Raw genomic sequence first — 26,187 nt, 5'->3', positions numbered from 1 at the left:
TCACGGGATAACGGCCAACTGTGTTATTGCTGACAACGACGACAGAAGAAGGTGCTGCGTTGTCCTTGTCGGGTGGTTTCTATCGGCGTACCACAATGTCGGCAAGGCTCTCCGGCGCGGCCGTAAACTTGCAATTCCTGAGCAAAATAGCCCGGCTTACCATCCGATTGAAGAAAGTCTCGCAGCGTAGTGCCACCTTGCTCAATGGATCGCTGCAATACATTCTTGATCATCGTTACCAGCAAATGGGCTTCATTTTCTGTCAGTGAGCCTACCGGTCTGTCAGGTAAAATACCCGCGCTGAACAGGGATTCACTGGCGTAGATATTACCCACACCTACTACCTGTTTATTATCCATAATCCATAGTTTGACGGGCGTTTTCTTCCCGCGGGATTTTGTAAGCAGGTAATCGCCGGAAAAATCGTCGCTTAATGGCTCGGGCCCCAGATGTGCCAGCACTGAACTGTTTTCCGGGTCATTGCTCCACAGCCAGGCGCCAAAACGTCGAGGGTCTGTATAGCGCAATACCTTACCGCTATCCATAACCAGGTCGACATGGTCGTGCTTACCAGGCTCGGTATATTCTGGTAAGACTCGCAGGCTGCCGGACATACCGAGATGCACAATCATCCAGCCACTGTCGAGTTCAATCAGCAGATATTTGGCACGGCGCTGTACACTTAGTACCTGTTTATCACTCAGCGACAGAATTTCCGGGGAAACAGGCCAGCGCAGGCGGGTATTACGTACTTCCGCATAGAGAATGGTATGACCGACAAGATAGGGGGAAATTCCCCGACGACTGGTTTCAACCTCTGGCAATTCAGGCATGTTTCCCCCGTGAAGAGTTCCGGCTATGGATATAAAAAAACCCGGCCGAAGCCGGGTTTTTGGTAATCCACTAAAATTACTTGATTTTAGCTTCTTTGTAGAGAACGTGCTGACGGATAACCGGATCAAACTTCTTCAGTTCCAGTTTTTCCGGCTTGGTACGCTTGTTCTTCGTAGTGGTATAGTAGTGACCAGTACCAGCAGAAGAAACCAGCTTGATCTTCTCGCGAACACCTTTAGCCATGATTCAGTTCCTTAATACTTTTCACCACGGGCACGAAGATCGGCCAAAACCGCTTCAATGCCCTTCTTGTCAATAACACGCATACCTTTAGCAGATACACGGAGCGTTACAAAACGCTTCTCATCTTCAACCCAAAAACGGTGTGAGTGCAGGTTTGGCAGAAAACGGCGTTTGGTCGCATTCAGTGCGTGGGAACGGTTATTACCGCTCACCGGACGCTTGCCAGTAACTTGGCAGACTCGGGACATGTCTATATCTCCAAAAATCAAATCAGCTCGAGCTTCGTAGAGGGTGTTGGCCGCCTCGTCAGGCTTTAGAGCCCATCTCAGCAAACTTCACTGAAAAGACTCTGTCATCAGGTAAACCTGCTGACATAGGCTCTTGACGCCACACCCAAGATTCTCAAAGGTGGCGTAGTATACGCTTTGAAGCGTAAGCGCTCAAGTCCCGAACAGCTAAAGATCCCCCCGGATCGTGGAAATATCTTTCAAATCCACCCGCGCTCGGCAAAAGAGATATATTCTCCACGGCCAATGATCAGATGATCAAGCACGCGAATCTCCAATAACAAACACGCTTTGATGATCTGTTCGGTAATCGCGCGGTCAGCCTGACTAGGCTCGGCTTTTCCCGAAGGATGGTTATGCGCCAGTATCAGCGCGGCAGCGTTGGACTTCAGCGCTTCGCGCACAATTTCCCTCGGATGCACCTCTACGGTGTTAATAGTACCAGCAAACATTTCCTGATGGCGAATAACACGATGCTGATTGTCTAAAAACATGACCAGAAAAATTTCCCGTTCCTGATGCGCCAGCAGCAATTGCAAATATTGCAGTGTAACTTCTGAACTGAGCATGGCATCTTCCCTGGCCAGGTGTGAGGAAAATAGCCGCCGAGCCAACTCAGCCACTGCCTGCAACTGAGTATATTTTGAAATGCCGACGCCCCGGACGGAACAGAAACTTTCCCGATCTGCCGTCATCAGATGATACAGCGAGCCAAATTGCACCAGCAGACCTTCCGACAATTGCATCACGTTCATTCCGGGTCGGCCGGTACGCAGGAATATCGCCAGCAGCTCAGCATCACTTAATGCACCGGCACCCAAGCTAACCAGCTTTTCACGCGGCGCATTTCCTTTATCCCATTCCATTGCCACTCTCCTTGGCTGTATTGCGCCGCTATCATCCCATTCCCGATGGCCCCGGGCGATGTCGTGATCACAATGCTGCGAAGCCTCCCGCAGTTTTGTATTACGATTATGTCAAAGCTGGCTAAGCTTTGATGGAGATCATCCTCCTTCGGGTGTTTAGGGTGATGATGGCTCAGATCTGACAACAGGAGAAAGCGATGATGAAAAGAGTCTGCTGTATCGGTATGTTGTTATTTGCTGCTGCTTTACCTGTCGGAACACTTCAGGCACGACCCGTGCTCGACAAGCCGGCGCAGGACGCATTGCTCTCGGCGTTGCACGATGAATATCACGCTGAAGCCTTTTATGCGGCGGTTATCGATAAATTTGGTCAGGTAACGCCTTTCAGAAACATTATCAAGGCGGAGCGCAATCATGAGCGTATGCTGAAAAATCTCATGCAAGCCTATGATCTTCCGATCCCGCCCAATACGCTGCTTGGGGATGCCAGCCTGAAAAACACGGTACCGGCTACGTTGCGGGAAGCCTGTCAAATGGGGGTTGATGCAGAGAGTGCTAATCGGGATCTCTATGATAAATCGTTAATTCCTGCCGTCGCTTCCCACCAGAACATCGTCGCCGTTTTTCAGAAATTGCGTGATGCCTCCCACAATAACCATTTACCAGCCTTTGAACGTTGCCGGTAATCCATTGGTGCGGGGTAAATATGGCCTCGCACCAGATCAAACATAAACTCATAATGGGAAAATCCAGTACAACGGTCAGATCCCGGAATGCTTATGGTAAAATACGGCTTCTTTCGGCTGACAAGCGGATATAACGATGACAGATTCTTCCCGTCTGCATGGACTTTCCGGCAAACATATCGTATTGGGTATCAGTGGGGGAATTGCTGCCTACAAATGCCCGGATTTGGTACGGCGTTTACGTGATAACGGGGCTGAAGTGCGGGTGGTAATGACGCCGGCGGCCAAAGCTTTTATTACACCGCTAACCCTGCAAGCTGTATCCGGTCATCCGGTTGCTGATAATTTACTGGATCCTGGGGCGGAAGCCGCAATGGGTCATATCGAGCTGGGAAAATGGGCAGATTTGGTGATTCTGGCGCCAGCTTCTGCAGATCTGATTGCACGTCTTGCTGCGGGTATGGCTAATGATTTATTAACCACCGCGTGTCTGGCGACATCAGCACCGATAGTTGTGGTTCCGGCGATGAATCAACAGATGTACCGTGCTGTGCCAACGCAGGAGAACCTATGCAAGTTGGCAGAACGCGGTGTCCAACAGTGGGGACCTGACAGTGGAAGCCAGGCGTGTGGTGATGTCGGTCCAGGCAGGATGATCGACACGCTGGATATTGTGGCGCGGGCGCAGCAGTTTTTTTCTTGTGTCAACGATCTGCAACACCTCAATATTATGATCACGGCGGGACCAACGCGTGAAGCGCTTGACCCGGTACGTTTCATCAGCAACCACAGTTCCGGGAAAATGGGTTTTGCCATTGCTCAGGCGGCAGCGGCACGGGGTGCCAACGTTACGCTGATCGCGGGGCCGGTAGCTATACCAACCCCCGGCAATGTCCGGCGGATTGATGTCATCGGTGCGTTGGAAATGCATCAGGCTGTAATGATGGCCGCACCTCAGCAGCATATTGTCATCGGTTGCGCGGCGGTCGCCGATTACCGGGCTAAAACCGTGGCGGATGAAAAAATCAAAAAACAGGGTGATGAAATGACTGTTACCCTGATAAAGAATCCAGATATTATTGCTGATGTTGCCGCGATGAATAAAAATCGTCCTTATGTTGTCGGGTTTGCTGCTGAAACCTGTAATGTGGAAGAATACGCGCGGCAGAAGCTGGTCCGTAAGAATCTGGACCTCATCTGTGCAAACGATGTTTCTCTTTCCGGTCATGGTTTTAATACGGAAACCAATGCGTTACATCTTTTCTGGCTCGGTGGGGACAAGCTATTGCCGCAGTGCAATAAGCGCCTGTTGGGTCAACAGCTAATTGACGAGATTGTCAGCCGTTATGATGAAAAAAATCGACGTAAAAATTCTTGACTCACGTATTGGGCAACAGTTCCCATTGCCTACTTATGCGACGCCAGGGTCTGCGGGCCTGGATTTGCGCGCCTGTCTGGACAACGCTATCGAACTGGGCGCGGGCGAGACAACGCTGGTGCCAACCGGTTTGGCTATTCATATCGGTGATCCGACGCTGGCGGCGGTTGTTCTACCGCGTTCCGGGCTGGGCCATAAGCACGGTGTGGTATTGGGTAATCTGGTGGGCCTGATAGATTCCGATTATCAGGGTCAACTGATGGTATCAGTCTGGAACCGTGGTAAGCAGTTGTTCACCATTGAACCAGGCGAACGTATTGCACAACTGGTGTTTGTACCGGTAGTTCAGGCTGAGTTTAACTTGGTTAATGATTTTGTCAGCAGTGAACGAGGCGACGGTGGTTTTGGTCATTCTGGCCGAAACTGACGTGTAGTTAGCGCTCTACCTCTCAAAAAATATAAGCCACAGCGTATTTCGCGACTGTGGTGTTACTTGATGTTTGTCAGTTAACTTTTTTATCAAGGGTCTTTCATACATGGCAGAGAAAGAAAATAAGAAAGGGAATCGTCGCGAGGAAATTTTGCAGGTGTTGGCGCAAATGCTGGAATCCAGTGATGGGAGTCAGCGTATTACCACTGCGAAGTTGGCTGCTAATGTAGGGGTTTCTGAAGCGGCACTGTACCGGCATTTTCCCAGCAAAACACGGATGTTTGACAGCCTGATTGAATTTATTGAAAACAGTCTGACTACCCGTATCAACCTGATTCTGCAGGATGAAAAAGACACATTTAACCGTCTGCGTTTGATATTGCTGCTTATTTTGGGATTTGCAGAAAAAAATCCGGGATTGACCCGCATTCTTACTGGTCATGCGCTGATGTTTGAACAAGATCGCTTGCAAGGGCGGATTAACCAGCTGTTTGATCGTATCGAATCACAGATAAAACAGGTCTTGCGTGAGCATAAGTTGCGTGGTGGACAGGCTTTCAAACATGACGAAACTCTGTTGGCCAGTCAGTTGCTGGCCTTCTGTGAAGGTATGCTTTCTCGTTATACCCGTTCTGAATTTCGCTACCTTCCCACTCAGGAATTCGACCTTCGCTGGCCATTGCTGGCCACTCAGATGTGTTAGCTTTATGTCTGGAATGGTTTGAATCGGGCGCTTGTCGTCAATGATTATCGCGCCGTTGATGACTATCGCTTATGTGCTTTCGTTTTGCTATACGCCGTATTGATCACGATACGCTTGCACAGCGGTTAGATGGTCGGCCATTTCCGGTTTTTCCGTTAGATAGGCAATTAATTCCTTCAGGGTAATGATGGAAATCACTTTGCAGTGATAGTCGCGTTCCACTTCCTGAATAGCGGAAATGTCACCGCGGCCACGTTCCTGACGGTCCAGCGCAATTAATACCCCTGCCAATGTAGCGCCCTGTGCAGCGATGATCTCCATGGATTCACGAATGGCGGTGCCAGCAGTAATCACGTCATCTACCAACATGATGCGACCGGCTAACGGACTGCCGACCAAATTGCCCCCTTCGCCGTGTTCTTTGGCTTCCTTGCGGTTAAAGCAGTAAGGCAAATCCCGGTCATGATGTTCAGCCAGTGCCACGGCTGTGGTGGTGGCAATAGGAATACCTTTGTATGCCGGCCCGAACAGCACATCGAACTCAATGCCGGAATCCATCAGCGCAGCAGCATAAAAACGGCCCAGTAATGCCAGATCACGACCGGTATTGAATAGTCCAGCATTAAAGAAATAGGGGCTGGTACGCCCTGACTTCAGGGTAAATTCGCCGAATTTTAATACCTGTTTGTTGAGCGCAAACTCAATAAACTGGCGTTGATAGGTTTTCATGAATGCATCTCCTTGTGATGGTTCAAAATTATAGGGCCATAAAAAAGCGACCGTCGACAAACCTACGTATAGCGTCAGAACGGTGATAATGAGAAAGAAGAGTAAAGCATCCGCGCCAGGGATGGCGCGGCTTGAGCTTACAGGGAGGTACTTGTAGCGTCTTTACGATCTTCTCATTACGCCGCTATATAGACTTTGTCATCAAACTCAAGCGACCGTCGAGGTCGCTTTAAGAACATGATTAGGCTAATGCCGCTTTCTGCGCCTTGACGATGGTTTCAATCCCGCCTCGCGCTAGCGCCAGCAATGACAACAGCTCCTCGTGGCTGAAAGGCTCACCTTCTGCCGTACCCTGTACTTCAATCATGCGACCATCTTCTGTCATCACCACATTCATATCGGTTTCAGCGACTGAATCTTCCACGTATTCCAGATCGCACACCGCTTCGCCGTTAACAATCCCCACCGATACGGCGGCGACCATGCCTTTCAGCGGGTTTTTCTTAAGCCGACCGCTGGCAACCAGACCATTGAGGGCATCAGCCAAGGCGACACAGGCACCAGTAATGGATGCCGTGCGGGTACCGCCGTCGGCTTGCAGGACGTCACAATCCAGCGTGATGGTGTACTCGCCCAGAAGTTTGAGATCAATAGCCGCACGCAGAGAACGGGCGATCAGACGCTGGATTTCCAGAGTGCGGCCACCTTGTTTGCCTTTTGCCGCTTCACGGGCATTACGGCTGTGGGTTGCGCGTGGCAACATGCCATATTCGGCGGTCACCCAGCCTTGTCCCTGTCCTTTCAGGAAGCGCGGGACGCCTTCCTCTACCGTCGCATTACACAGGACTTTGGTATCGCCAAATTCCACCAACACCGAACCTTCGGCATGTTTTGTGTAATTGCGGGTTAATTTGAGGGGACGTATTTGTTGTGCACTTCGGCCTGCAGGGCGCATGGCTCATCTCCGGCTGGTTTATTGACTGGCGCGCATTATACGGCCTTCATTGCGCTGTGCCTACCGGCAAGACAGATGAAAATTTATGCAACCATGTTACATAGGGTATTGCTGTCGGTTGTGGAGCGCCGCGTTCATGATGTGTAGAATGCCCGCATCGTCTACTATCAGGCTTGCCGATAACACCATGAGTGATTCCCCGCAGACTACCAGAATATTGCCCAAGAAAATCCCCTGGCAACAGCAGGGCAGTACACCGGATTATCGCTTTTCCCTGGCGAATGAACGTACCTTTCTGGCATGGATCCGTACTGCGATGGCATTTCTGGCTGGCGCAGTGGCTATCGACCAGTTTGCGCTTAATCTGGCACCGTTAATGGTACGGGAAGGTGCGGCTATTTTCCTTTCGTTTGTCTCGGCACTGCTGGCATTTATGGCCTATCGTCGCTGGGTTTCCAATGAATTGGCGATGCGTACCGGAAAAAGTCTGCCCTATACCCGGATGTTGATCATTATCGCCAGCTGCATTATCGGTATTTCGGTGATGTTGGCACTGGTCATTTTACTGATTTAAGGCAAGGTGAATGGTGAACAACCTGACTTCACACCGGGATCCGGGTCTACAGCCTGAACGTACTGGGTTGGCATGGTCCCGCACCGCATTCCTGATGCTGGTGAATAGCGTATTGCTGCTGAAAGCCGGATCAATGAAAAATCAGATGGTCATGCTGGTCGCCGGTATACTGCTGCTACTGGTTACTCTTGTCATGTACATCTGGTCCGCACTGCGATTGCGTTTTATCCTGCATACCAACCATCCTTGCTCCGGGCTGACCATTCACATGGCGCGTTTTTTTACGTTAGCTATTGTGGCTACCGCGCTGCTAGTGGCATTGCTAAATATCATCCACCTTATCACCATGGCTTAATACGGTTTTTATTGATGTCAGTCATCAGGGCTGCGTAAACCCGCCATCTTTCAAACTAGTGGGTATATTGGTTTGATCGCTGTTTTAATCCGATTCTACAGCTATAACATTAACCTATGGTTATGGCATTACCATCATTTATTTGGTGTTATTTAATCCCACTAAATTATTATTTAACAATGAGTTAAGTTGTTTCCACGGTATAGCCTAAGGTTATACCCCACTCATAAACAAGTATTCGTCAGTATAGATGCATCGTGGAATAGTCTTATCAATCTCATTTGATCACGGATAAGACATTATGCTGATTCCTCAACCTTACCTGCTTTTCCTTGGTGACGTGACTGATCCGCTAGCGGTAAAAACGGCACGTGGCATTTATTCCTGGCGCCCTGAACAGTGTGTCGGGCAATTGCGTTTGCCGGGCAGCACTGTGTCACTAGGGTTGGACGATCTGAATATTCAGGCCGCTGTCGCCCACGGTGCCAAAACACTGGTCCTGGGTACGGCTAATGCTGGCGGATTTCTTCCACAACACTGGATCGCCACTGTATGTGAAGCTATCACTGCCGGTATGAATGTCGCCAATGGTCTGCATCAGCGCCTGACTGACGTACCGGGTTTGCAGGAATTGGCTGATCAGCATCAGGTACAGTTGTTTGATATTCGCCACATGCGGCCGGAGCTTACCGTGGGTAGCGGTAAAAAACGCAGCGGTAAACGCGTACTGACGGTCGGTACAGATTGCTCCGTCGGCAAAATGTATACCTCACTGGCACTGGAAGCGGCCATGCGTGCGTTAGGCATGAAGGTGGATTTCCGCGCTACCGGTCAGACGGGTGTTCTGGTCGCGGGTGACGGTATCGCCATTGATGCGGTGATCGCCGATTTTATTGCCGGTGCCGCCGAAGCTTTGTCTCCAGCCAACGACGATGATCACTGGGATATCGTCGAAGGACAGGGTTCGTTGTTTCATCCGTCTTATGCGGGTGTCAGCACTGGTCTGATTCACGGTGCGCAGCCGCACTGGCTGGTGATGTGCCATGAAATGGGCCGTCCTCATATGCGTCATTTGCCGCATCAGCCGATGGTCAGTCTGGATGATTGCGTAGAAGCCAACCTGCGGGCCGCCCGGGTAACTAACCCTGACGTCCAACTGGCTGGTTTTGCCATCAATACGTCCGGCCACAATGAGCAGGATGCGCGTGATTACTGTGACCAACTCAGCCAGCAGTTTGGTGTCCCGGCCACTGACCCGATACGTTTTGGTATTGACGACATCGCCGCACTGCTGAGAGACCGAGGATAAGCTGATGCGACAGATGCAGATTGAAACGGTAGAACTGCCGCTGGCCCGACCTTTTTCCATCTCCCGTGGTACTCGTACTGCCGTGACGGTAATACGGGTTACGCTGGAAGAACGTGGTTTTATCGGACGTGGTGAATGTACACCGACTGCGCATTACCAGGAAACCGCCGAGAGCGTCAGCCAGCAGCTGCAAGCAGTACGCCAGGCGGTAGAGAACGGTATCACGATCGATGACCTGCAACGCCTGTTACCGCCAGGCTCGGCACGTAATGCACTGGACTGCGCTTTGTGGCGACTGAATGCGGCACTGAGCAAACAGACACTGTGGCAATACCTGAACATTCAGCCACCGCAATCAGTGATCACGGCCGAAACCTTAAGTCTCGATACGCTATCAAACATGGCGAGTATGGCGCAGGATGCGGTATCCCGCGGTGCGCTGCTGCTGAAAATCAAACTTGATCGTGATCTGATTCTCGAAAAAGTGGCGGCGATTCGGCAGGTGGCGCCCAATGTCACGCTGATTGTCGATGCCAATGAGGCCTGGAGCGGTCTGGATCTCGATTCATTACTGAAATCGCTGGCGGCTTACCATGTGGCGATGGTGGAACAACCCCTGCCTGCCGGTAACGATGCCGCACTGGCGGATTTCGCTCACGCCATCCCCGTATGCGCCGATGAAAGCTGCCATCACCGGGGCGATATTGCCGGGCTGCGTGGCCGCTATGACATGATCAACATCAAGCTGGATAAGTGCGGTGGTCTGACGGAAGCGCTGGCTATGGTGGAAGAAGCCAAACAGCATGGTCTGCGTTTGATGATGGGCTGCATGTTGGGTTCATCGCTGGCGATGGAAGCGGCGTTACCCGTGGCTATTTGCGCTGAACACGTGGATCTGGATGGCCCTATCTGGCTGGCGGCCGACAGTTCGCCATACCTAACCTATAACCTTGGCCGTATCTGGCTATGAGCAACACAACCGGAGTGACGATGACGGATATCACGCAAACTGAACCGGTAGCCGCCACAGCATCCGGGAATGCACCTCGCCCGGTGCTGGAAATCAAAAACCTGAGCGTCAGCTTCAGTGGCCGTTCCGGTAAGCACCTGGCATTAAAAGATGTCTCTTTTACCGTTAACAAAGGTGAAGTGGTCGCGGTAGTGGGTGAAAGCGGCTCGGGCAAATCTGTCACCTCCCTGACAGTGATGGGACTGCTGGCTGAGTCTGCCAAGATTGAGCATGGCGATATTCACTTTACCGCCCGCGACAACCAGCGGCATGCACTGCTGAATCTGAGTAGTGAATCTCGTCGCCAGTTGCGCGGACGGGAAATGTCGATGATTTTTCAGGAGCCGATGACCTCGCTCAATCCGGTGCTGAAAGTGGGCGATCAGATCACCGAAGCGCTACTCGACCACCAGATATGTGATGCCGCCAGTGCGGATAAAAAAGCCCGCGAGTTGCTGCACAAAGTCCGCATTGCGGATGTTGACCGGGTGATGGACAGCTATCCGCACTCACTTTCCGGTGGTATGCGTCAGCGGGTGATGATTGCGCAGGCGCTGGTTTGCGATCCGCAGTTATTGATTGCCGACGAACCCACCACGGCATTGGATGTCACCGTACAGGCCCGTATTCTGCAAATCCTGCGCGATCTACAACAGCAGGGCGACATGTCTGTGCTGTTTATCACCCACGATATGGGCGTGGTGGCAGAAATTGCCGACCGGGTGGTGGTGATGTATCAGGGGGAAGTGGTCGAGCAGGGAAGTGTGGAAGCCATTTTTAAGCGCCCACAGCATGCCTATACTCAGGCGCTGCTGGCTGCGGTGCCTCGCCTGGGGGATATGCAAGACAATGCGTGGCCACGACGCTTTCCGCTGCTGGGCCAAGAGAACCCGGAACCGGAGCAGGATCATATCACCGCACAGTATGACACCCCACCGCTACTGGATGTCCACGGACTGAAAGTTTACTACCCGGTAAGCACTGGCATCCTGTCCACGGTCACCCATCGGGTGCACGCGGTGGAACAGATCGATTTTACCGTCTGGCCGGGGGAAACGTTGGCGATTGTCGGCGAAAGTGGCTGTGGCAAATCCACCACTGGTCGGGCATTGCTGCGGTTGGTAGACAGCGAGAGCGAAAGTTTGTTGTTCCAGGGGAAGGAAATTGCCGACATAAAAGACCGGGCGTTCCAGCCGTTGCGTCGCAAAATGCAGATGGTATTTCAGGACCCGTATGCCTCGCTTAACCCGCGTCTGACGGTGGGTTTCACCATTGCTGAACCCTTATTGTTGCACGGGTTGGTGAAATCACTGGAGGAAGCCACGCCTCAAGTACAGGCGTTGCTGAAAAGTGTCGGTCTGCAACCGGAACATGCTCGTCGCTACCCACATGAATTCTCCGGCGGTCAGCGTCAGCGCATCGCCATTGCCCGCGCTATGGCGCTACAACCACAGATAATCATCGCTGATGAGGCCGTCTCGGCATTGGATGTTTCCATTCAAGCCCAGGTAGTCAATCTGATGATGGAGCTGCAACAGAAAACCGGCGTGTCATGGATTTTTATCTCCCATGACATGGCAGTAGTTGAACGCATCGCCAACCGGGTGGCGGTGATGTACCTCGGACAGATTGTGGAAATCGGGCCGCGCCAGTCGGTATTCAACAACCCACAGCATTCATATACCCGTCGCCTGCTGGCTTCCGTGCCAGTGGCGGATCCTACCCGGCGTTATGAGCGTCAGTTGGATGACAGTGAAATTCCCTCACCGCTGCGTAAGATTGGCGAAGTGGTGGAGAAAACTCGCTATCGGCAGGTCGCCCCGCACCACTGGGTGAGCGAAAGCGAGACCGTAAGTTGAAGTAAGCAAGTTATTATATAAATAAAACAACATATTACAGCACAACATCATAACATTACAGGAGAGACACCATGAAGCTACTATTTAGCCGATCCGCCGTCGCCCTCGGGCTGTCATTGTGTCTGGTGGCCGCATCCCAGGCGCAAGATCTTCGTATTTCCATGTACGCTGATATCACCGGACTCGACCCACATGATACGTCCGATACCCTGAGTTACTCCGTGCAAAGTGGTATTTTCGAGCGGCTGTTCCAGTTTGATAGCCAGATGAAACTGATACCGTGCCTGGCAACGAGCTATACCGGTAACGCTGATGCTACCGAGTTCACCATTACGCTGCGTAAAGATGTGACCTTTCAGGACGGCACGCCGTTTAACGCCGAGGCGGTGAAAGTCAACCTGGATCGCCTGGCTGATCAGACCAAAGGTCTGAAGCGCAACAGCCTGTTCAAGATGATTAAAAGTGTGACGGTACTTTCTCCTACCGAGGTGAAAATCGATCTCAATCAGTCATTCGGTGCGTTTATCAACACGTTGGCACATCCGTCCGCCGTTATGCATAGCCCGGCGTCACTGAAGCAATATCCGGATGAAGCTCAACTGCGCGTGCATCCGGTAGGAACCGGGCCGTTCAAGTTTGAAGAGTGGCAACAGGGCAAAGACGTGAAGCTGGTGAAGTACAATCACTACTGGCAGAAAGGCTGGCCGAAAGTAGACAGCGTGACCTTCTATCCCAGCCCGGAAGACTCTACCCGTGTGGCATCATTGAAATCCGGCCAGTCGGATGCGATCTACCCGCTGCCGTCTGATCTGGTTAGCGCCGTACGTGATGACAGTAAACTGGCGATTCAACGCGATCCCAGCATCTATCTGTACTATCTGGCGCTTAATACCCAACACACTCCGCTGAAAGATATCCGTGTACGCCAGGCATTAAACTACGCTATCAACCGTAACATCTGGTTGAAGGTCGGTTTTGCCGGTATGGGGTTGCCAGCGTCTTCGGTGATGGCTCCGCGAGTCCAGTTCTTCAGCAGCCAGCATACTCCCAACTACACCTATAACCCGGCCAAAGCGAAAGAATTGCTGAAAGAAGCGGGTTATGCCAAGGGACTGGAACTGAACCTGTGGACCACTAACCGTACCGACTATGTGCGTAGCGCACAGTTCTTCAAACAGCAACTGGCGCAGGTAGGGATCAAGGTAACGGTTACGCCGATGGATTCTGGCTCCCGTAACGAGAAACTGTGGGGCGTGAAGGATCCGAAGGATGCGGCGTTCGATATGTATTACGGTGGCTGGTCGCCTTCTACCGGTGATGCTGACTGGGCGTTGCGTCCGCTGTTTGCCACCGAGTCCTGGGTGCCGAAAGCCTACAATGTGTCTTACTACAGCAATCCGGCAGTGGATAAAGACATCATGGCCGGACTGGCTACCGCTGATAATAGCAAACGTGCCGCAGCGTACGCCGATGCTCAGAAGTTGATCTGGAAAGATGCCCCTATGGTATTCCTGGGTGTACCGGACAATCTGGTGGGTAAAGTGAAAAACCTGTCTGGCGTTTACATGCTGGCAGATGGTTCGCTGGTCTTCGATCAGGCTGAGTTCAAGTAATCACGCAGGGAGAACGCCATGTTTGCTTATTTTGTCCGACGTTTGCTGGAAATGATCCCGGTGTTGCTGGTGGTCTCCCTGTTGGTGTTCGGTTTTATAAAACTGTTGCCGGGCGATCCGGCACGAACTTACGCCGGGCCTGATGCGCCGATTGAAGCGGTGGAAGCGGCCCGCGTACATCTGGGGCTGAATGACCCGCTGCCAGAGCAATATATCCACTGGCTGAGCGGTATGGCGCATGGGGATCTGGGTGTCACTTATCGTACCCAGCAACCGGTGCTGAGCGTGATCGAGAAGAGTTTTATGCCCACGATGTGGCTGGCCCTGGCCGGGTTCGCCTGGTCGGTGGTGCTTGGTCTGCTGATCGGTGTGGTGTCCGCCCTTAAACGCGGAAAATGGCAGGATTGGTCGCTGATGAGTATGGCGGTAGGCGGGATTTCCATGCCGCCGTTCTGGCTCGGCTTGCTGCTGATTCAGTTTGTTGCCATGCCGTTTGGGGTGTTCTCTGTCAGCGGTTACAACCGCCCGTCGGACATTATTCTGCCTGCGTTGACGCTGGGTGCCTCGGTGGCGGCTGTAATGGCTCGTTTCACCCGCTCCGCCTTTCTGGAAGTGACACAAGAAGACTATGTGCGTACTGCCCGCGCTAAAGGGTTGCGCAACCGGTTGGTGACCTGGAAACACGTGATGCGTAATGCGTTGATTCCGGTGATCACCATGCTGGGGTTGCAGTTTGGTTTTCTGCTCGGTGGTTCGATTGTGGTGGAAAGCGTATTCAACTGGCCGGGACTCGGCTGGTTACTGATCGAATCAATCAAAACACAAGACCAGCCGGTTATTCAGGCGCTGGTGATGTTATTTGTGTTTGAGTTCATTTTTATTAATCTGCTGGTAGACCTGCTGTATGCGGTGGTCAATCCGGCAATTCGCTTACGTTAGGAGCTGCGATGAATCTTCCTGCTGAGCCCGCTGTGGCGGTATCTCTTGACGAAAGCTCTATCCGTTCACCGTGGAGCGATTTTTTTCACGCCTTTATTCGCAATCCGACGGCGCTGGTTTCCGGTGGATTTATTCTGCTGTTGGTCTTGATGGCGATTTTTGCGCCCTGGTTGGCACCTTATAACCCGATGGACTCGGACTGGATGGCGCTCTCCTCACCACCGTCTTTCAGCCACTGGATGGGGACCGATGATCTGGGGCGCGATGTGCTGAGCCGTATCATTTATGGCGCACGGATTTCGCTGTATATCGGTATTTTCTCTGTCACGCTGGGTATGCTGGTGGGCATTGTGCTCGGTCTGCTGGCCGGCTACTACGGCCGTTGGGCGGATATGTTGATCATGCGTGGTGCGGACGTGCTATTCGCTTTTCCCGGCATGCTGCTGGCGATTGCGGTGGTCGCCATCCTCGGGCCAGGTCTGAATAACGTGATTATTGCGGTGGCGGTATTCAGCGTACCGGTATTTGCCCGTATTGTGCGCGCTTCCACATTGTCGCTCAAACAAGCCGCCTATGTGGAGGCAGTACGCTGCGCCGGTGCGCCGGATCGTATTATCCTGTTGCGTCATATTTTGCCGGGTACGTTGTCCAATGTGATCGTCTATTTCACCATGCGTATCGGCACCAGCATCATCACGGCGGCCAGCCTGAGTTTTATCGGCCTCGGCCCGGAACCGGATGTGCCGGAATGGGGCAACATTCTGGCCATGAGCCGCAGCTCGATGATGGCCGGACAGTGGCATGTCAGCGTATTCCCCGGTCTGGCGATTTTCTTCACCGTGTTGGCGTTCAACCTGCTGGGTGATGCGCTGCGTGATACGCTGGATCCAAAACTGAAAAGCTGAGATATCGACATGACTTGCTACCAACAGGCACGACTGGCCCCACTGCTGCAACGCTGGCGCGATGAGCGCCGACTGGGTTCCCCGCGAGGTATCAGCGGGCCGGGCAACAGTATCAGCGATGTTGCCGGGGTGCGTGTTGGTCATGTTACGTTGGCGGATGGCGGGATTCAGACTGGTGTCACCGCCATTGTTCCGTCCGGCGATAATCTGTTTCTTCAACCGTTGCCTTGCGGCGCGGCGGTACTCAACGGTTTTGCCAAACCAGTGGGCTTGATACAGATTGAAGAATTGGGCCAGTTGCAAACTCCCATTCTACTCGGCAATACGTTGTCGGTTGGCACGCTGTTTACCACGCTGGTGCGGGACGCTATTCATAAAAACCCGGAACTGGGCCGTGAACTGCCCACCGTTAATCCACTGGCGCTGGAGTGCAACGACGGTTGGCTGAATGATATTCAGGCCCTGGCGGTGACGGAATCAATGGCGCAGTCCTCATTGAATAATGCTGCTGCAACGTTTGCACGCGGCAGTGTCGGTGCTGGTCGCGGTATGAGCTGCTTCGGCTTGAAAGGTGGCATCGGTACTGCGTCACGCCTGATTCCGGATCTTGACGCCACGCTGGGCGTGCTGGTTCTGGCGAACTTCGGCACGCTCTCCGCCTTGACACTGGACGGTGTACAGGCCGGAGATGTTATCGCGCCGCTGCTGCCAGAGCTGACACCGCAGCGGGATGCTGGATCGATCATCATTATTATGGCAACTGACGCACCACTCGATGCGCGTCAGCTCAGCCGCATTGCCAAACGCGCCGGGGCCGGACTGGGTCGGCTCGGTAGCTATTGGGGCCACGGTTCCGGTGATATCGCGGTGGCTTTTTCCACCCGATTGATACCACAACCACCGGATGATGCCCGGCTTGAACCCTTACTGAGTGCCGCCGCCGATGCGACCGAACATGCCGTGCTGGATGCCATGCTACAGGCAGAAGCGGTGACGGGTTTTCGCGGACATTATCGACCCACACTGACGCAGGTGCTGGATCGTCTGGTACAGGTTTTTCCCGATTAAGGAACGAGTCATGAGAGTCTTTATTTCAGCGGATATTGAAGGTATTGCCGGTGTGATGCGTCCGGAGCAATGCAGCCCCGGCAATCCGGAATATCAGCTCGCTCGCGGGCTGATGGAACAAGAAGTGAACGCTGCCATTGACGGCGCGTTTGCCGGTGGTGCCACCGAAGTGGTGGTTGCCGACAGCCATGGAGCGATGACCAATCTGCGTGCAGAGAATATCGATGCACGTGCCCGGTTGGTACAGGGCAAACCGCGTGGATTATCCATGGTGGAAGGGCTGCAACAGCAGCCGTTCGATGGCCTGATGTTCATCGGTTATCACAGTGCCGCCGGCGAATTTGGTGTGTTGGCGCACACCATTAATGGCCGTGCTTTCTACCGGGTAAAAATCAATGGCGAAGTCATGGGCGAAAGCGATATTTATGCCGCTGCCGGGGACGAGCTGAATACCCCACTGTGGCTGGTGAGCGGTGACGACACCCTGCAACACTGGATTTCACATTATTACCCGGCGGCGGATTATGTGTGCGTGAAACGGGCTATTTCCCAGACTGCCGCAGAGTCCCTCAGCCCGGAAGCGGCCCGCCAGGCTATCCGTATCGCCGCCACACAAGCGGTACAGAAGGCGCACCGGGAAAAAACATCGCGCATACAGGCACCGTATCAACTGGAAATGATGGTAGCCAAACCAGTTTTGGCGGATCTGTTCTGCCTGATCCCCGGCGTGCAGCGTCAGGATGCGATTACGGTGACTTACACCAGCCAGACCATGGTCGGTATTATCAGCCTGTTGTGTGCTTTTTCTTATCTGGCTACCACGCAGAATTAATGTTTGGCGATAATCTCATCTGTTGAAAAAGAGAAATGCAATGAAACCGGTTATTGTGATCCACGGCGGCGCAGGGGCGCTGACCCGCTCATCAATGAGTGATGATAAAGAACAACGTTATCGTGCGGCTCTGCTGGCGGTTATCAGCCGTGGTCAGGAGATCCTGGCCCAACGTGGTACGGCGCTGGACGCGGTGACGGAGGCGGTTCGTCTACTGGAAGAGTGTCCGTTATTTAACGCCGGCAAAGGTTCAGTGTTTACCCATTCGGGTACGCATGAACTGGATGCCAGCATGATGGATGGTCGCACACTGGATGCTGGTGCCATTACTGGTGTCAGTCATGTTCGTAACCCGATACTCGCGGCCCGGGCCGTGCTGGAGCGCAGCCCGCATGTGATGTTTACCGCAGCTGGTGCTGAAGCTTTTGCTCGTGAGCAAGGGCTGGAGATGGTGGAACCGGCATTCTTTTCTACCGAAGAGCGCTATCAACAACTGCTGAATGCCCAGCAAGGCGCGGGCAAAGTCGTGCTGGATCATGATGGACAAAGCGCGTCAGGCAGTGATGAACCTATCGATCCCAATCACAAATTCGGCACTGTGGGTGCGGTGGCGCTGGATGCTGAGGGCAATCTGGCGGCGGCGACATCGACTGGCGGCATGACCAATAAGCAAGTGGGGCGTGTTGGCGACTCACCGATTATCGGCGCGGGTTGTTATGCTAACAACCAGACTGTCGCGGTTTCCTGTACTGGTACCGGTGAGGTCTTTATGCGCACGGTAGCCGCCTATGACGTATCGGCTTTGATGGAATACGGCAATATGCCACTGCCGCAGGCAGCAGAGCGGGTGGTGATGGAAAAAATACATGCGCTGGGTGGTAGCGGTGGCCTGATTGCCGTTGACCGCTATGGCAATATTGCTTTGCCGTTTAACAGTGAAGGTATGTACCGCGGTTACGCTTATGTGGGTGGCACACCGACGGTGGGGATCTACAAATAATCGTCACGAGTGTGATGATAATGTTGTGCCTCAGCCTGGGATACCTGGCTCACCAGTGCTGAGTGTCATTCCAGTGGTTTCGCCGCTATGACCTATCGACGTGCGTTCTGATATCTGACTAAGTTAGTTGCTTTGCCATTTATGACCTCCTCCCTTTTTTCAAGGGCGGCGTTAACCCGATTTAGATCATGGTGTTACCCCTGCCCTTGTAAAAGGGGGGAGGGGTTGGCATCAGAATGTTTGTTATCAAACGTGGTCACCTCACTCGTGGTGAGGTGGTTGTGGCAGATAAAAATCAAAGCGGTGGCTTTTGGTTTCCAGCGCGGATTGTGCCGGGATACCGGCCAGCGGCGGGGCATAGTCGGGGCGTTTGACCACCACGCGTTTTTTCGCCAGCGCCAGCGCCGGCGCCAGTAGCGCATCAGCATCGTCATCGGTGCCGACCAGTGTCTGGAACACTCGCATCTCTTTTTTCACCAGCGCGCTTTTTTGTCGGTGGGGAAACATTGGGTCTAGATACACCACGTCAGGCGGTGGGGTGATGGCGGCCAGTGCGGTCACGCTGGAAGCATGGATCAGCGTCAGGCGTTCACGTAACCAGCCACCAATCTCAGGATGCCGATAACCGCGCTGTAAACCATCATCCAGCAGCGCGGCGACGACGGGGTTACGCTCGACCATGCGCACACGACAACCCAGTGATGCCAATATAAACGCGTCACGCCCCAGTCCGGCGGTGGCGTCCACGACATCCGGCAGGTAATTCTTTTTGATCCCTACCGCCTTGGCAACCGCTTCGCCGCGGCCACCGCCAAAGCGACGGCGGTGCGTCATGGCTCCTGAGGCAAAATCGACGTAAATTGCCCCAAGTTTTGGTTCATCCAGTTTGCGCAACTCTAGCCGTTGTGGCGTTAACACCAGTGCTATTGTGGCGTTTGGATCGACAACTAATCCCCATCGCTCGGCTAATGCGTTGAGAGGGCCGTTGTCGGCACCCTCTTCGGTCAACAAGCCAATCTTCACTCTTTAATGCCGTAATGGTGCAGCATGGCATCCAGTTTCGGTTCACGACCACGGAAGCGTTTAAACAGTTCCATCGGTTCTTCCGAACCACCACGAGACAGGATGTTATCCAGGAATGATTGGCCGGTAGCGCGGTTGAAAATACCTTCCTCTTCAAAACGGGAATAGGCATCAGCCGCCAGCACATCTGCCCACAGGTAGCTGTAATAACCAGCAGCATAACCACCGGCAAACACGTGGCTGAATGCGTGCGGGAAACGGCCCCAGCTTGGGCTGGGTACGACGGCGACCTGCGCCTTGATTTCGGCCAGTGTCGGCAGGATACGGGCACCTTTGGCCGGGTCGTATTCGGTATGCAGGCGGAAATCAAACAGGCCGAATTCCAACTGACGCAGGATGAATAGCGCAGCCTGATAGTTTTTGGCCGCCAGCATTTTATCCAGCATCGCTTGTGGCAGAGGTTCTCCGGTTTCGTAATGACCAGAGATGAATGCCAGCGCGTCAGGTTCCCAGCACCAGTTTTCCATAAACTGACTCGGTAGCTCGACCGCATCCCATGGCACACCGTTGATGCCAGCGACACCAGCGGTATCGATTTGAGTCAGCATATGGTGCAGCCCGTGGCCGAATTCATGGAACAGCGTCGTCACTTCATTATGGGTGAACAGCGCTGGTTTACCGTTAACTGGGCGGTTGAAGTTGCAGGTCAGGTATGCCACTGGTTTCTGGATGTCGCCGTTGTCTTTGCGCAGACGACCAACACAGTCATCCATCCAGGCGCCACCGCGTTTGTTTTCGCGGGCATACAGGTCGAGATAGAAGCTGCCACGCAGTTCACCATTTTCATCAAACAGATCGAAAAAGCGGACTTCCGGATGCCATACGTCGATGTCCATGCGCTCTTCGGCACGGATGCCATACAGGCGGTTCACGACTTCAAACAACCCTTTTAGTACGCGTGATTCAGGGAAGTAAGGGCGTAGTTGTTCGTCACTGATGGAATAAAGGTGCTGTTTTTGATGTTCGCTGTAGTAGGCGATGTCCCAGGCCTGCAATTCTTCCACACCATAATGTTCTTTGGCGAAAGCGAGCAGTTGCGCCAATTCCTGTTCCCCCTGGGGACGGGCACGTTTGGCCAGATCGGTCAGGAAGTCGATAACCTGCTGTGGTGTTTCCGCCATTTTGGTGGCCAGGGATTTATGCGCAAAACTCTCGAAACCCAGCAGTTGCGCCAGTTCGTGGCGTAGCGCTAGTTCCTCGGCCATGACTTCACTGTTATCCCACTTACCGGCATGCGGCCCCTGATCGGAAGCGCGGGTGGCGTAAGCGCGGTACATCTCTTCACGCAATGCCTGATTAGCGCAGTACATCATAATGGGCTGATAGCTGGGGATATCCAACGTCAGCAGCCAGCCATCTTGTTCTTTGCTCTCCGCTAGCGCTTTGGCTGCTGCCAGCGCGCTTTCCGGCAATCCTTCCAGCTCGCTGACATCGGTGATCAATTTGGACCAACCCATAGTGGCGTCCAGCACATTGTTGCTGTAGAGCGACCCCAATTCGGACAGACGTGCTGTGATTTCACCGTAGCGCTTTTGTTGGTCGGCGGGCAGGGCGATACCGGACAGTTCGAAGTCGCGTAACGCGTTATCCACGGTTTTTTTCTGTGCCACGCTGAGTGCCGCGTAGTGTGTACCGTCACGCAGGTCGCGGTAAGCACGGTACAACCCGGCGTGCTGGCCTACCCAGGTACTGTATTCAGAGAGTAACGGCAGACACTGTTCATAGGCAGTGCGCAGTTCGGGGCTGTTTTTGACCGAGTTCAGGTGACTGACAGGCGAAAAGAGGCGTCCCAGTCGGTCATCACTTGCAGTCAGTGGCTGGCACAGGGTTTCCCAGGTAAAAGGTCCTGACTGTGCGACAACCTGCTCCACCGCCTGACGGCAGTCATCCAGTGCGGCCTGTATGGCAGGCACAATATCTTCCGTTTTTATCCGGGAGAAAGGCGGCAGGGTAAACGAGGTAAGTAATGGATTGGTCATGGCGCAGTCCTGAATAGCGTTGATGATTCCTTGTCCTGTCACTGACAAGGCTGACATAACTTGCGGATTAACCACTAAGATGAGGTCAAAGATTGTGAAAATCAATGGCTGAAAAGCCACCCCGAAAGCATCTTCCATCATGTGACGAAACACCGCACATGTTTTTGGTGGTTTTTACCTTAGAATGCGGGGAAATGCGCAAAACTTCAGGAAAAGCGCTGTATATCGGTATTGGCGGGTTATTTTGTGCACCCGACAGTTTATACTGTGCCAATAATGCTTTTCTGTCTTAGTAGTTAATGCATTGATTCAAAATGAATTTTTTGTTTTATTAGAATGATGTGTACGTATGTTCGTGAGTTCGTCAGCAGTCTGGACCGCGCAGGCTCTGTTTTGTTTATATCAAGTCATCGGAAAGCCATTACCACTATGTTAAGTTACCGTCACAGTTTTCACGCTGGCAATCATGCCGATGTCGTGAAGCATACCGTTCAGAGCCTGATCATCACTGCGCTGAAGGAAAAAGAAAAACCCTTTCTGTATCTGGATACGCATGCGGGTGCTGGACGCTACCAGTTGAAAAGCGAACATGCCGAGCGCACCGGAGAATATCTGGAAGGGATTGCCAAAATCTGGCAGCGTGACGATATTCCCGCCGAGCTCGATCCCTATATGCACGTGGTGCGTACTTATAATCCGAACGGTCAGTTGCGTTATTACCCCGGTTCACCACTGATTGCACGTCAGTTACTGCGTGAGCAGGACAAAATTCATCTCACCGAGCTGCATTCCAGTGATTTTCCGCTGTTACGTAATGAGTTTCAGAAAGATTCCCGCGCCCGTGTCATCAAGGCCGATGGTTATCAGCAACTGCGCTCCCAATTGCCGCCGCTGTCGCGCCGTGGTTTTATTCTGATTGATCCGCCATATGAGCTGAAAACCGATTACCAGGCTGTGGTGGAAGGGATCAAAGAAGGGCACAAACGCTTCGCCACTGGCACATATGCGTTATGGTACCCGGTGGTGCTGCGCCAGCATATCAAACGGCTACTGAAAGATCTGGAAGCCAGCGGTATCCGTAACATCCTGCAAATTGAACTGGCGGTGCTGCCAGATAGCGATCGGCACGGTATGACAGCTTCCGGTATGATCGTGATTAATCCGCCATGGAAACTGGAAGCGCAAATGAAAAGTGTGCTGCCGTGGTTGCATCAGGTGTTGGTACCGGCCGGTACGGGTCATACGCGAGTGGAATGGGTAGTGCCTGAATAAATGACCATAAATTCGACGTCTGTCAGTGTTCAATATCGGAGCGGATAGCATTGCCCTATTTCAGCAATAACAAAAGTGGCCTTTGCGAGAAGGCGATCACTGGCGTTACACTCTAAGCAACTTTTTATTTGCATAAGCATGGATCCCTTGATGACTAAACATTACGACTACCTTTCCATTGGCGGCGGCAGTGGCGGTATTGCTTCGATTAACCGTGCGGCCATGTATGGGAAGAAATGTGCGTTGATTGAAGCGAAATATCTGGGCGGCACCTGCGTTAATGTCGGGTGTGTGCCGAAGAAAATCATGTGGCATGCTGCGCAGATAGCAGAAGCGATTCATCAGTATGGCCCGGATTACGGTTTTGACGTGACGGTGAATCATTTCAACTGGGATAGGTTGCTTAAAAATCGTAGTGCTTATATCGACCGGATTCATCAGTCTTACGACAATGTGCTGGGTAAAAATAGCGTTGATGTGATTCAGGGGTTCGCCCGCTTTGTGGATGCACACACCGTAGAAGTAAATGGTGAGCGCATCACCGCCGAGCATATTTTAATCGCGACCGGTGGACGTCCTACCCATCCGAATATTCCCGGCGTGGAATATGGTATCGATTCGGATGGTTTCTTTGAGCTACAAGCGCTGCCGAAACGCGTAGCGGTGGTGGGTGCTGGTTATATCGCGGTAGAAATTGCCGGTGTGTTGAATGCACTGGGTGCAGAAACACACCTGTTTGTACGTAAGCACGCGCCGTTGCGTCAATTTGATCCGCTGATTGTTGATACATTGCTGGAAGTGATGAACACCGAAGGCCCGACGCTGTATACCGAATCGATTCCCAAAGCGGTGGTGAAAAACGCGGATGACAGCCTGACGCTACAGTTGGAAAATGGCGCAGAACATACAGTGGATTGCCTGATCTGGGCGATTGGCCGTGAGCCAGCTACCGATAAGCTGAATCTGGCGGCGGCGGGTGTTGCGCTGGATGAACAGGGCTACATCGCGGTGGATAAGTTCCAGAATACCAATGTGCAGAACATCTATGCCGTAGGTGACAATACTGGCGCGGTGGAACTGACGCCAGTGGCTGTTGCCGCAGGTCGTCGTCTCTCTGAACGTCTGTTTAACAACAAACCGGACGAGCATCTGGATTACACCAATGTTCCGACTGTGGTGTTCAGTCATCCGCCGATTGGTACCGTAGGCCTGACCGAGCCTCAGGCGCGCCAGCAGTATGGCGATCAGGTGAAAGTGTACACATCATCGTTTACGGCGATGTATACCGCCGTGACCCAACACCGCCAGCCATGTCGTATGAAACTGGTATGTGTGGGGCCGGAAGAGAAGATTGTCGGCATACATGGTATCGGCTTTGGCATGGATGAAATGCTGCAAGGTTTTGCGGTGGCGGTGAAAATGGGCGCTACCAAACAGGATTTCGATAACACCGTAGCGATTCACCCGACGGCATCAGAAGAGTTCGTTACTATGAGGTGATGGTGTGTAGAAAAGCTACTTGTGCAGCTTTTCTAGCGATCAAAATCTGGAAGTTTCAATCATCAGGTCAGGTACTTCGGTATCCTGACCTTTTTTACGACGGGTGAAATTGCAGTCCTGACGAAGCACCCTGATTTATGGGTGACACTGAATTGAGTCCGGGATCAAAAAGCGAGATCTCAAAAAATTCGCAGAGCTAAAAATGTCATCCCCAGGGAATACCGTGAAAAGATATTGAGGCTAATTAATGTTGTCCATTTTAGCAGAGCAGCTCATGACTGGTATAAGTAAAACCGGCTATCGCCACCAATAGTAAAAAAATGGATGAAGTTATAGAAACCTTCCTTTTATTTCGGCTGAAAAACGTCCCTTTTGTGATGAAAATATAAAAAAGTAATATCATGAAATCCATAACTATCCACACACTGGAAAGCACCACCATACTGATACTGAAAGAGCGAGTGATACCAGTGAACTGTGGAAAAAATGAGATGAAAAAAATAATATCTTTGGGATTAGAGATACCAACCAAAAATCCTTTAATAAAACCGGTATTGGTCTGCTCAGAATGGATTGAATCTGATATTGTATTTCCAGTTGTATTATTTTTTCTGAAATCCTGATACAAAGATTGCAGTGCAATGTAGGCTAGAAATAAGCAGCCTGTCAGGCTGATAATATTAAGAAATGTTCTACTGATTGAAAATACGCCAGCAATGACCATTGCTGCGATGGCGATTAACAGTAGAGAAGCCCAGTTTGTGCCAATGCTGGTGAGAATGGCGCGCCGATGACCACAACGAGAAGTTGTATTAATTATAAGCGCTACAACCGGGCCCGGAGTAATGATTAGCAAAAAAATTGATATCACATACAGTGTCAGTAGTGGAATATTCATTACGCGATCTCCTCGTTATTTTTTTTGGGTTTTATGACGAGAGGGCAACGTTGCAAGACAGTATCACCGGGTTCGTTCAACTGATATTGTCTCCATTCATAATTATGGGAACTACCAAAGAATCCCAATTCATCAGGCACAATACCGTTGTTATAATTGCAAACTCGATTTCTGATTCGTTCTCTGACTTTTATACCCTTTTCATCTTGGTTACTTGCAAGAATATCGAAGTTTTTTCTCGGGTTAATAATAAAAACGATATGACTACCCAAATTACGACTTTTAAGTTTTAGATGATGTGGACAACTTATATTAATAAAGAGTTCGATGCCATTAAAACAAAATGACCATAGATGATTATCCGGCTCTGATGGTATGTTGTCCGGCCAGTTGGCGGGATCGTTATCGTGAATCATCTGAAGCTGAGACCATGCAAATGCATGTTCTTGAGCCAGACACTGAAAATCTTGTTTTTCGAAAAATAATACCAAAGGACTATATAAACGCTGTTTAACCGGAACGTCCCTGACGAATTTCGTATAATTCATCATACTGTTTATCAGGTCTGACTGCGGATTCTGTTGTGTTACAAAGGTGAATATTAATGATGTGTTTTTAAAAGCATGTCTGCCAAACAGGCAAGGGAAATGACCATTATTCAGTATATTGTTGAATTCACTATAAGCCTTAATTGACCAATCTTCTTGCATTTGTCCTGGGAGATAATCTCTTGCGATCATCTGAATATCAGACTGTTGATGCAGTTTGCCAGCGGTAATTTTTAATTCCATCGTTCTTTTTCCTTAAGTAAGACATTCATCAATGTAGGGTAATTATCAGGGGAACTGATAAAGTTGAAAAACGGGAAAAAGTGTCGTTTA

At 51.9% G+C, this 26,187-nt stretch carries 27 protein-coding genes; 17 read left to right on the top strand and 10 right to left on the bottom strand.

Translation table 11 applies throughout. The features are described from left to right. Positions 1-23 precede the first annotated feature (23 nt). The 4 genes from mutM to radC form a co-directional block, all read right to left on the bottom strand. A complete protein-coding gene (gene mutM / locus CWC46_RS01795) occupies positions 24-833 on the bottom strand; it encodes a bifunctional DNA-formamidopyrimidine glycosylase/DNA-(apurinic or apyrimidinic site) lyase (RefSeq protein WP_021013872.1) in 810 nt (269 codons plus the stop codon). 76 nt (positions 834-909) lie between these two features. Beyond that, positions 910-1,077 carry a 50S ribosomal protein L33 gene (gene rpmG, locus CWC46_RS01790; protein WP_021013873.1) on the bottom strand — a complete coding sequence of 56 codons (168 nt, stop codon included), beginning with the start codon at positions 1,075-1,077 and terminating at the stop codon, positions 910-912. 11 nt (positions 1,078-1,088) lie between these two features. Beyond that, positions 1,089-1,325, bottom strand: a complete 237-nt coding sequence (gene rpmB, locus CWC46_RS01785; RefSeq protein WP_021013874.1) for a 50S ribosomal protein L28 — start codon at positions 1,323-1,325, stop codon at positions 1,089-1,091. A 239-nt stretch (positions 1,326-1,564) separates the two neighbouring features. Next, positions 1,565-2,230, bottom strand: coding sequence for a RadC family protein (radC, locus tag CWC46_RS01780; protein WP_021013875.1), 666 nt, complete (start codon positions 2,228-2,230; stop codon positions 1,565-1,567). Positions 2,231-2,427: 197 nt separating this feature from the next. Between radC and CWC46_RS01775 the strand changes: the two genes are divergently transcribed. From CWC46_RS01775 to slmA, 4 genes are all read left to right on the top strand, one after another. Next, a complete protein-coding gene (locus tag CWC46_RS01775) occupies positions 2,428-2,916 on the top strand; it encodes a ferritin-like domain-containing protein (protein WP_237160201.1) in 489 nt (162 codons plus the stop codon). Between the two features lie 136 nt (positions 2,917-3,052). Next, complete coding sequence (gene coaBC, locus CWC46_RS01770; protein WP_021013877.1) at positions 3,053-4,294, top strand: bifunctional phosphopantothenoylcysteine decarboxylase/phosphopantothenate--cysteine ligase CoaBC; 1,242 nt, start codon at positions 3,053-3,055, stop codon at positions 4,292-4,294. Beyond that, positions 4,263-4,721 (top strand): dUTP diphosphatase, encoded by a 459-nt coding sequence (gene dut, locus CWC46_RS01765; RefSeq protein WP_021013878.1) that lies wholly within the window; start codon positions 4,263-4,265, stop codon positions 4,719-4,721. Before coaBC ends, dut begins: the two co-directional genes overlap by 32 nt. Before the next feature lie 109 nt (positions 4,722-4,830). Then, on the top strand, positions 4,831-5,427 hold the full coding sequence (slmA, locus tag CWC46_RS01760; protein ID WP_021013879.1) for a nucleoid occlusion factor SlmA: 597 nt from the start codon (positions 4,831-4,833) through the stop codon (positions 5,425-5,427). Positions 5,428-5,514: 87 nt separating this feature from the next. Here the strand turns inward: slmA and pyrE are convergent, their stop codons facing one another. After that, positions 5,515-6,156 (bottom strand): orotate phosphoribosyltransferase, encoded by a 642-nt coding sequence (pyrE, locus tag CWC46_RS01755; protein ID WP_021013880.1) that lies wholly within the window; start codon positions 6,154-6,156, stop codon positions 5,515-5,517. Between the two features lie 241 nt (positions 6,157-6,397). After that, on the bottom strand, positions 6,398-7,111 hold the full coding sequence (gene rph, locus CWC46_RS01750) for a ribonuclease PH (protein WP_021013881.1): 714 nt from the start codon (positions 7,109-7,111) through the stop codon (positions 6,398-6,400). Between the two features lie 187 nt (positions 7,112-7,298). Between rph and CWC46_RS01745 the strand changes: the two genes are divergently transcribed. From CWC46_RS01745 to CWC46_RS01695, 11 genes are all read left to right on the top strand, one after another. Then, positions 7,299-7,685 carry a YidH family protein gene (locus CWC46_RS01745; RefSeq protein ID WP_051391476.1) on the top strand — a complete coding sequence of 129 codons (387 nt, stop codon included), beginning with the start codon at positions 7,299-7,301 and terminating at the stop codon, positions 7,683-7,685. Positions 7,686-7,695: 10 nt separating this feature from the next. Continuing rightward, positions 7,696-8,040 (top strand): DUF202 domain-containing protein, encoded by a 345-nt coding sequence (locus CWC46_RS01740; RefSeq protein ID WP_021013883.1) that lies wholly within the window; start codon positions 7,696-7,698, stop codon positions 8,038-8,040. Between the two features lie 301 nt (positions 8,041-8,341). Beyond that, complete coding sequence (gene dgcN / locus CWC46_RS01735; RefSeq protein WP_021013884.1) at positions 8,342-9,349, top strand: N-acetyltransferase DgcN; 1,008 nt, start codon at positions 8,342-8,344, stop codon at positions 9,347-9,349. 4 nt (positions 9,350-9,353) lie between these two features. Further along, entirely contained in the window at positions 9,354-10,319 is a 966-nt protein-coding gene (gene dgcA, locus CWC46_RS01730; RefSeq protein ID WP_021013885.1) for an N-acetyl-D-Glu racemase DgcA, read from the top strand. A gap of 20 nt (positions 10,320-10,339) precedes the next feature. After that, the gene (locus tag CWC46_RS01725; protein WP_021013886.1) at positions 10,340-12,217 is read left to right on the top strand and encodes an ABC transporter ATP-binding protein; all 1,878 of its coding nucleotides are present in this window, start codon (positions 10,340-10,342) and stop codon (positions 12,215-12,217) included. A gap of 71 nt (positions 12,218-12,288) precedes the next feature. Beyond that, positions 12,289-13,830 carry a glutathione ABC transporter substrate-binding protein gene (locus tag CWC46_RS01720; protein WP_021013887.1) on the top strand — a complete coding sequence of 514 codons (1,542 nt, stop codon included), beginning with the start codon at positions 12,289-12,291 and terminating at the stop codon, positions 13,828-13,830. An 18-nt stretch (positions 13,831-13,848) separates the two neighbouring features. Then, positions 13,849-14,769 (top strand): ABC transporter permease, encoded by a 921-nt coding sequence (locus CWC46_RS01715; protein ID WP_021013888.1) that lies wholly within the window; start codon positions 13,849-13,851, stop codon positions 14,767-14,769. Between the two features lie 8 nt (positions 14,770-14,777). Next, on the top strand, positions 14,778-15,674 hold the full coding sequence (locus CWC46_RS01710; protein ID WP_021013889.1) for an ABC transporter permease subunit: 897 nt from the start codon (positions 14,778-14,780) through the stop codon (positions 15,672-15,674). Between the two features lie 9 nt (positions 15,675-15,683). Next, positions 15,684-16,742: a DmpA family aminopeptidase gene (locus CWC46_RS01705; protein ID WP_021013890.1), complete on the top strand. Its 1,059-nt coding sequence runs from the start codon at positions 15,684-15,686 to the stop codon at positions 16,740-16,742. 10 nt (positions 16,743-16,752) lie between these two features. Then, positions 16,753-17,574, top strand: a complete 822-nt coding sequence (locus CWC46_RS01700; RefSeq protein WP_021013891.1) for a M55 family metallopeptidase — start codon at positions 16,753-16,755, stop codon at positions 17,572-17,574. Positions 17,575-17,614: 40 nt separating this feature from the next. Then, entirely contained in the window at positions 17,615-18,574 is a 960-nt protein-coding gene (locus CWC46_RS01695) for an isoaspartyl peptidase/L-asparaginase family protein (protein WP_021013892.1), read from the top strand. A 261-nt stretch (positions 18,575-18,835) separates the two neighbouring features. Here the strand turns inward: CWC46_RS01695 and rsmJ are convergent, their stop codons facing one another. Together rsmJ and prlC are read right to left on the bottom strand one after the other, a co-directional pair. Continuing rightward, a complete protein-coding gene (gene rsmJ, locus CWC46_RS01690; RefSeq protein ID WP_021013893.1) occupies positions 18,836-19,597 on the bottom strand; it encodes a 16S rRNA (guanine(1516)-N(2))-methyltransferase RsmJ in 762 nt (253 codons plus the stop codon). Continuing rightward, entirely contained in the window at positions 19,594-21,636 is a 2,043-nt protein-coding gene (gene prlC, locus CWC46_RS01685; RefSeq protein WP_037381022.1) for an oligopeptidase A, read from the bottom strand. The genes rsmJ and prlC overlap by 4 nt, the downstream gene beginning before the upstream one ends. A gap of 429 nt (positions 21,637-22,065) precedes the next feature. Between prlC and CWC46_RS01680 the strand changes: the two genes are divergently transcribed. Together CWC46_RS01680 and gorA are read left to right on the top strand one after the other, a co-directional pair. Beyond that, the gene (locus CWC46_RS01680) at positions 22,066-22,908 is read left to right on the top strand and encodes a 23S rRNA (adenine(2030)-N(6))-methyltransferase RlmJ (protein ID WP_037381025.1); all 843 of its coding nucleotides are present in this window, start codon (positions 22,066-22,068) and stop codon (positions 22,906-22,908) included. A gap of 150 nt (positions 22,909-23,058) precedes the next feature. Beyond that, positions 23,059-24,408, top strand: coding sequence for a glutathione-disulfide reductase (gorA, locus tag CWC46_RS01675; protein WP_021013896.1), 1,350 nt, complete (start codon positions 23,059-23,061; stop codon positions 24,406-24,408). 259 nt (positions 24,409-24,667) lie between these two features. Here gorA and CWC46_RS01670 read toward each other — a convergent pair whose 3' ends face one another. Together CWC46_RS01670 and CWC46_RS01665 are read right to left on the bottom strand one after the other, a co-directional pair. Further along, complete coding sequence (locus CWC46_RS01670) at positions 24,668-25,306, bottom strand: LysE family translocator (RefSeq protein WP_021013897.1); 639 nt, start codon at positions 25,304-25,306, stop codon at positions 24,668-24,670. Further along, on the bottom strand, positions 25,306-26,097 hold the full coding sequence (locus tag CWC46_RS01665) for a YqcI/YcgG family protein (protein WP_021013898.1): 792 nt from the start codon (positions 26,095-26,097) through the stop codon (positions 25,306-25,308). Before CWC46_RS01665 ends, CWC46_RS01670 begins: the two co-directional genes overlap by 1 nt. Between the last annotated feature and the right edge of the window lie 90 nt (positions 26,098-26,187).

This window comes from Prodigiosinella confusarubida (assembly GCF_002847015.1).
GTDB classification, from domain to species: Bacteria; Pseudomonadota; Gammaproteobacteria; order Enterobacterales; family Enterobacteriaceae; genus Prodigiosinella; species Prodigiosinella aquatilis.
Note: the sequence above shows the minus strand (reverse complement) of the source record. Positions and strands in the feature narration are given on the sequence as shown.

Bases quoted from the DNA above. Each gene is read 5' to 3' on its own strand.
- CWC46_RS01745 (WP_051391476.1), top strand. From the start codon at position 7,299: ATGAGTGATTCCCCGCAGACTACCAGAATATTGCCCAAGAAAATCCCC.
- CWC46_RS01680 (WP_037381025.1), top strand. From the start codon at position 22,066: ATGTTAAGTTACCGTCACAGTTTTCACGCTGGCAATCATGCCGATGTC.
- mutM (WP_021013872.1), bottom strand. From the start codon at position 833: ATGCCTGAATTGCCAGAGGTTGAAACCAGTCGTCGGGGAATTTCCCCC.
- dut (WP_021013878.1), top strand. From the start codon at position 4,263: ATGATGAAAAAAATCGACGTAAAAATTCTTGACTCACGTATTGGGCAA.
- dgcN (WP_021013884.1), top strand. From the start codon at position 8,342: ATGCTGATTCCTCAACCTTACCTGCTTTTCCTTGGTGACGTGACTGAT.
- CWC46_RS01665 (WP_021013898.1), bottom strand. From the start codon at position 26,097: ATGGAATTAAAAATTACCGCTGGCAAACTGCATCAACAGTCTGATATT.
- CWC46_RS01670 (WP_021013897.1), bottom strand. From the start codon at position 25,306: ATGAATATTCCACTACTGACACTGTATGTGATATCAATTTTTTTGCTA.
- CWC46_RS01720 (WP_021013887.1), top strand. From the start codon at position 12,289: ATGAAGCTACTATTTAGCCGATCCGCCGTCGCCCTCGGGCTGTCATTG.
- pyrE (WP_021013880.1), bottom strand. From the start codon at position 6,156: ATGAAAACCTATCAACGCCAGTTTATTGAGTTTGCGCTCAACAAACAG.
- coaBC (WP_021013877.1), top strand. From the start codon at position 3,053: ATGACAGATTCTTCCCGTCTGCATGGACTTTCCGGCAAACATATCGTA.
- CWC46_RS01725 (WP_021013886.1), top strand. From the start codon at position 10,340: ATGACGGATATCACGCAAACTGAACCGGTAGCCGCCACAGCATCCGGG.
- rpmG (WP_021013873.1), bottom strand. From the start codon at position 1,077: ATGGCTAAAGGTGTTCGCGAGAAGATCAAGCTGGTTTCTTCTGCTGGT.
- CWC46_RS01700 (WP_021013891.1), top strand. From the start codon at position 16,753: ATGAGAGTCTTTATTTCAGCGGATATTGAAGGTATTGCCGGTGTGATG.
- CWC46_RS01715 (WP_021013888.1), top strand. From the start codon at position 13,849: ATGTTTGCTTATTTTGTCCGACGTTTGCTGGAAATGATCCCGGTGTTG.
- CWC46_RS01705 (WP_021013890.1), top strand. From the start codon at position 15,684: ATGACTTGCTACCAACAGGCACGACTGGCCCCACTGCTGCAACGCTGG.
- CWC46_RS01775 (WP_237160201.1), top strand. From the start codon at position 2,428: ATGATGAAAAGAGTCTGCTGTATCGGTATGTTGTTATTTGCTGCTGCT.
- prlC (WP_037381022.1), bottom strand. From the start codon at position 21,636: ATGACCAATCCATTACTTACCTCGTTTACCCTGCCGCCTTTCTCCCGG.
- rph (WP_021013881.1), bottom strand. From the start codon at position 7,111: ATGCGCCCTGCAGGCCGAAGTGCACAACAAATACGTCCCCTCAAATTA.
- CWC46_RS01710 (WP_021013889.1), top strand. From the start codon at position 14,778: ATGAATCTTCCTGCTGAGCCCGCTGTGGCGGTATCTCTTGACGAAAGC.
- CWC46_RS01695 (WP_021013892.1), top strand. From the start codon at position 17,615: ATGAAACCGGTTATTGTGATCCACGGCGGCGCAGGGGCGCTGACCCGC.
- gorA (WP_021013896.1), top strand. From the start codon at position 23,059: ATGACTAAACATTACGACTACCTTTCCATTGGCGGCGGCAGTGGCGGT.
- slmA (WP_021013879.1), top strand. From the start codon at position 4,831: ATGGCAGAGAAAGAAAATAAGAAAGGGAATCGTCGCGAGGAAATTTTG.
- dgcA (WP_021013885.1), top strand. From the start codon at position 9,354: ATGCGACAGATGCAGATTGAAACGGTAGAACTGCCGCTGGCCCGACCT.
- rpmB (WP_021013874.1), bottom strand. From the start codon at position 1,325: ATGTCCCGAGTCTGCCAAGTTACTGGCAAGCGTCCGGTGAGCGGTAAT.
- CWC46_RS01740 (WP_021013883.1), top strand. From the start codon at position 7,696: ATGGTGAACAACCTGACTTCACACCGGGATCCGGGTCTACAGCCTGAA.
- radC (WP_021013875.1), bottom strand. From the start codon at position 2,230: ATGGAATGGGATAAAGGAAATGCGCCGCGTGAAAAGCTGGTTAGCTTG.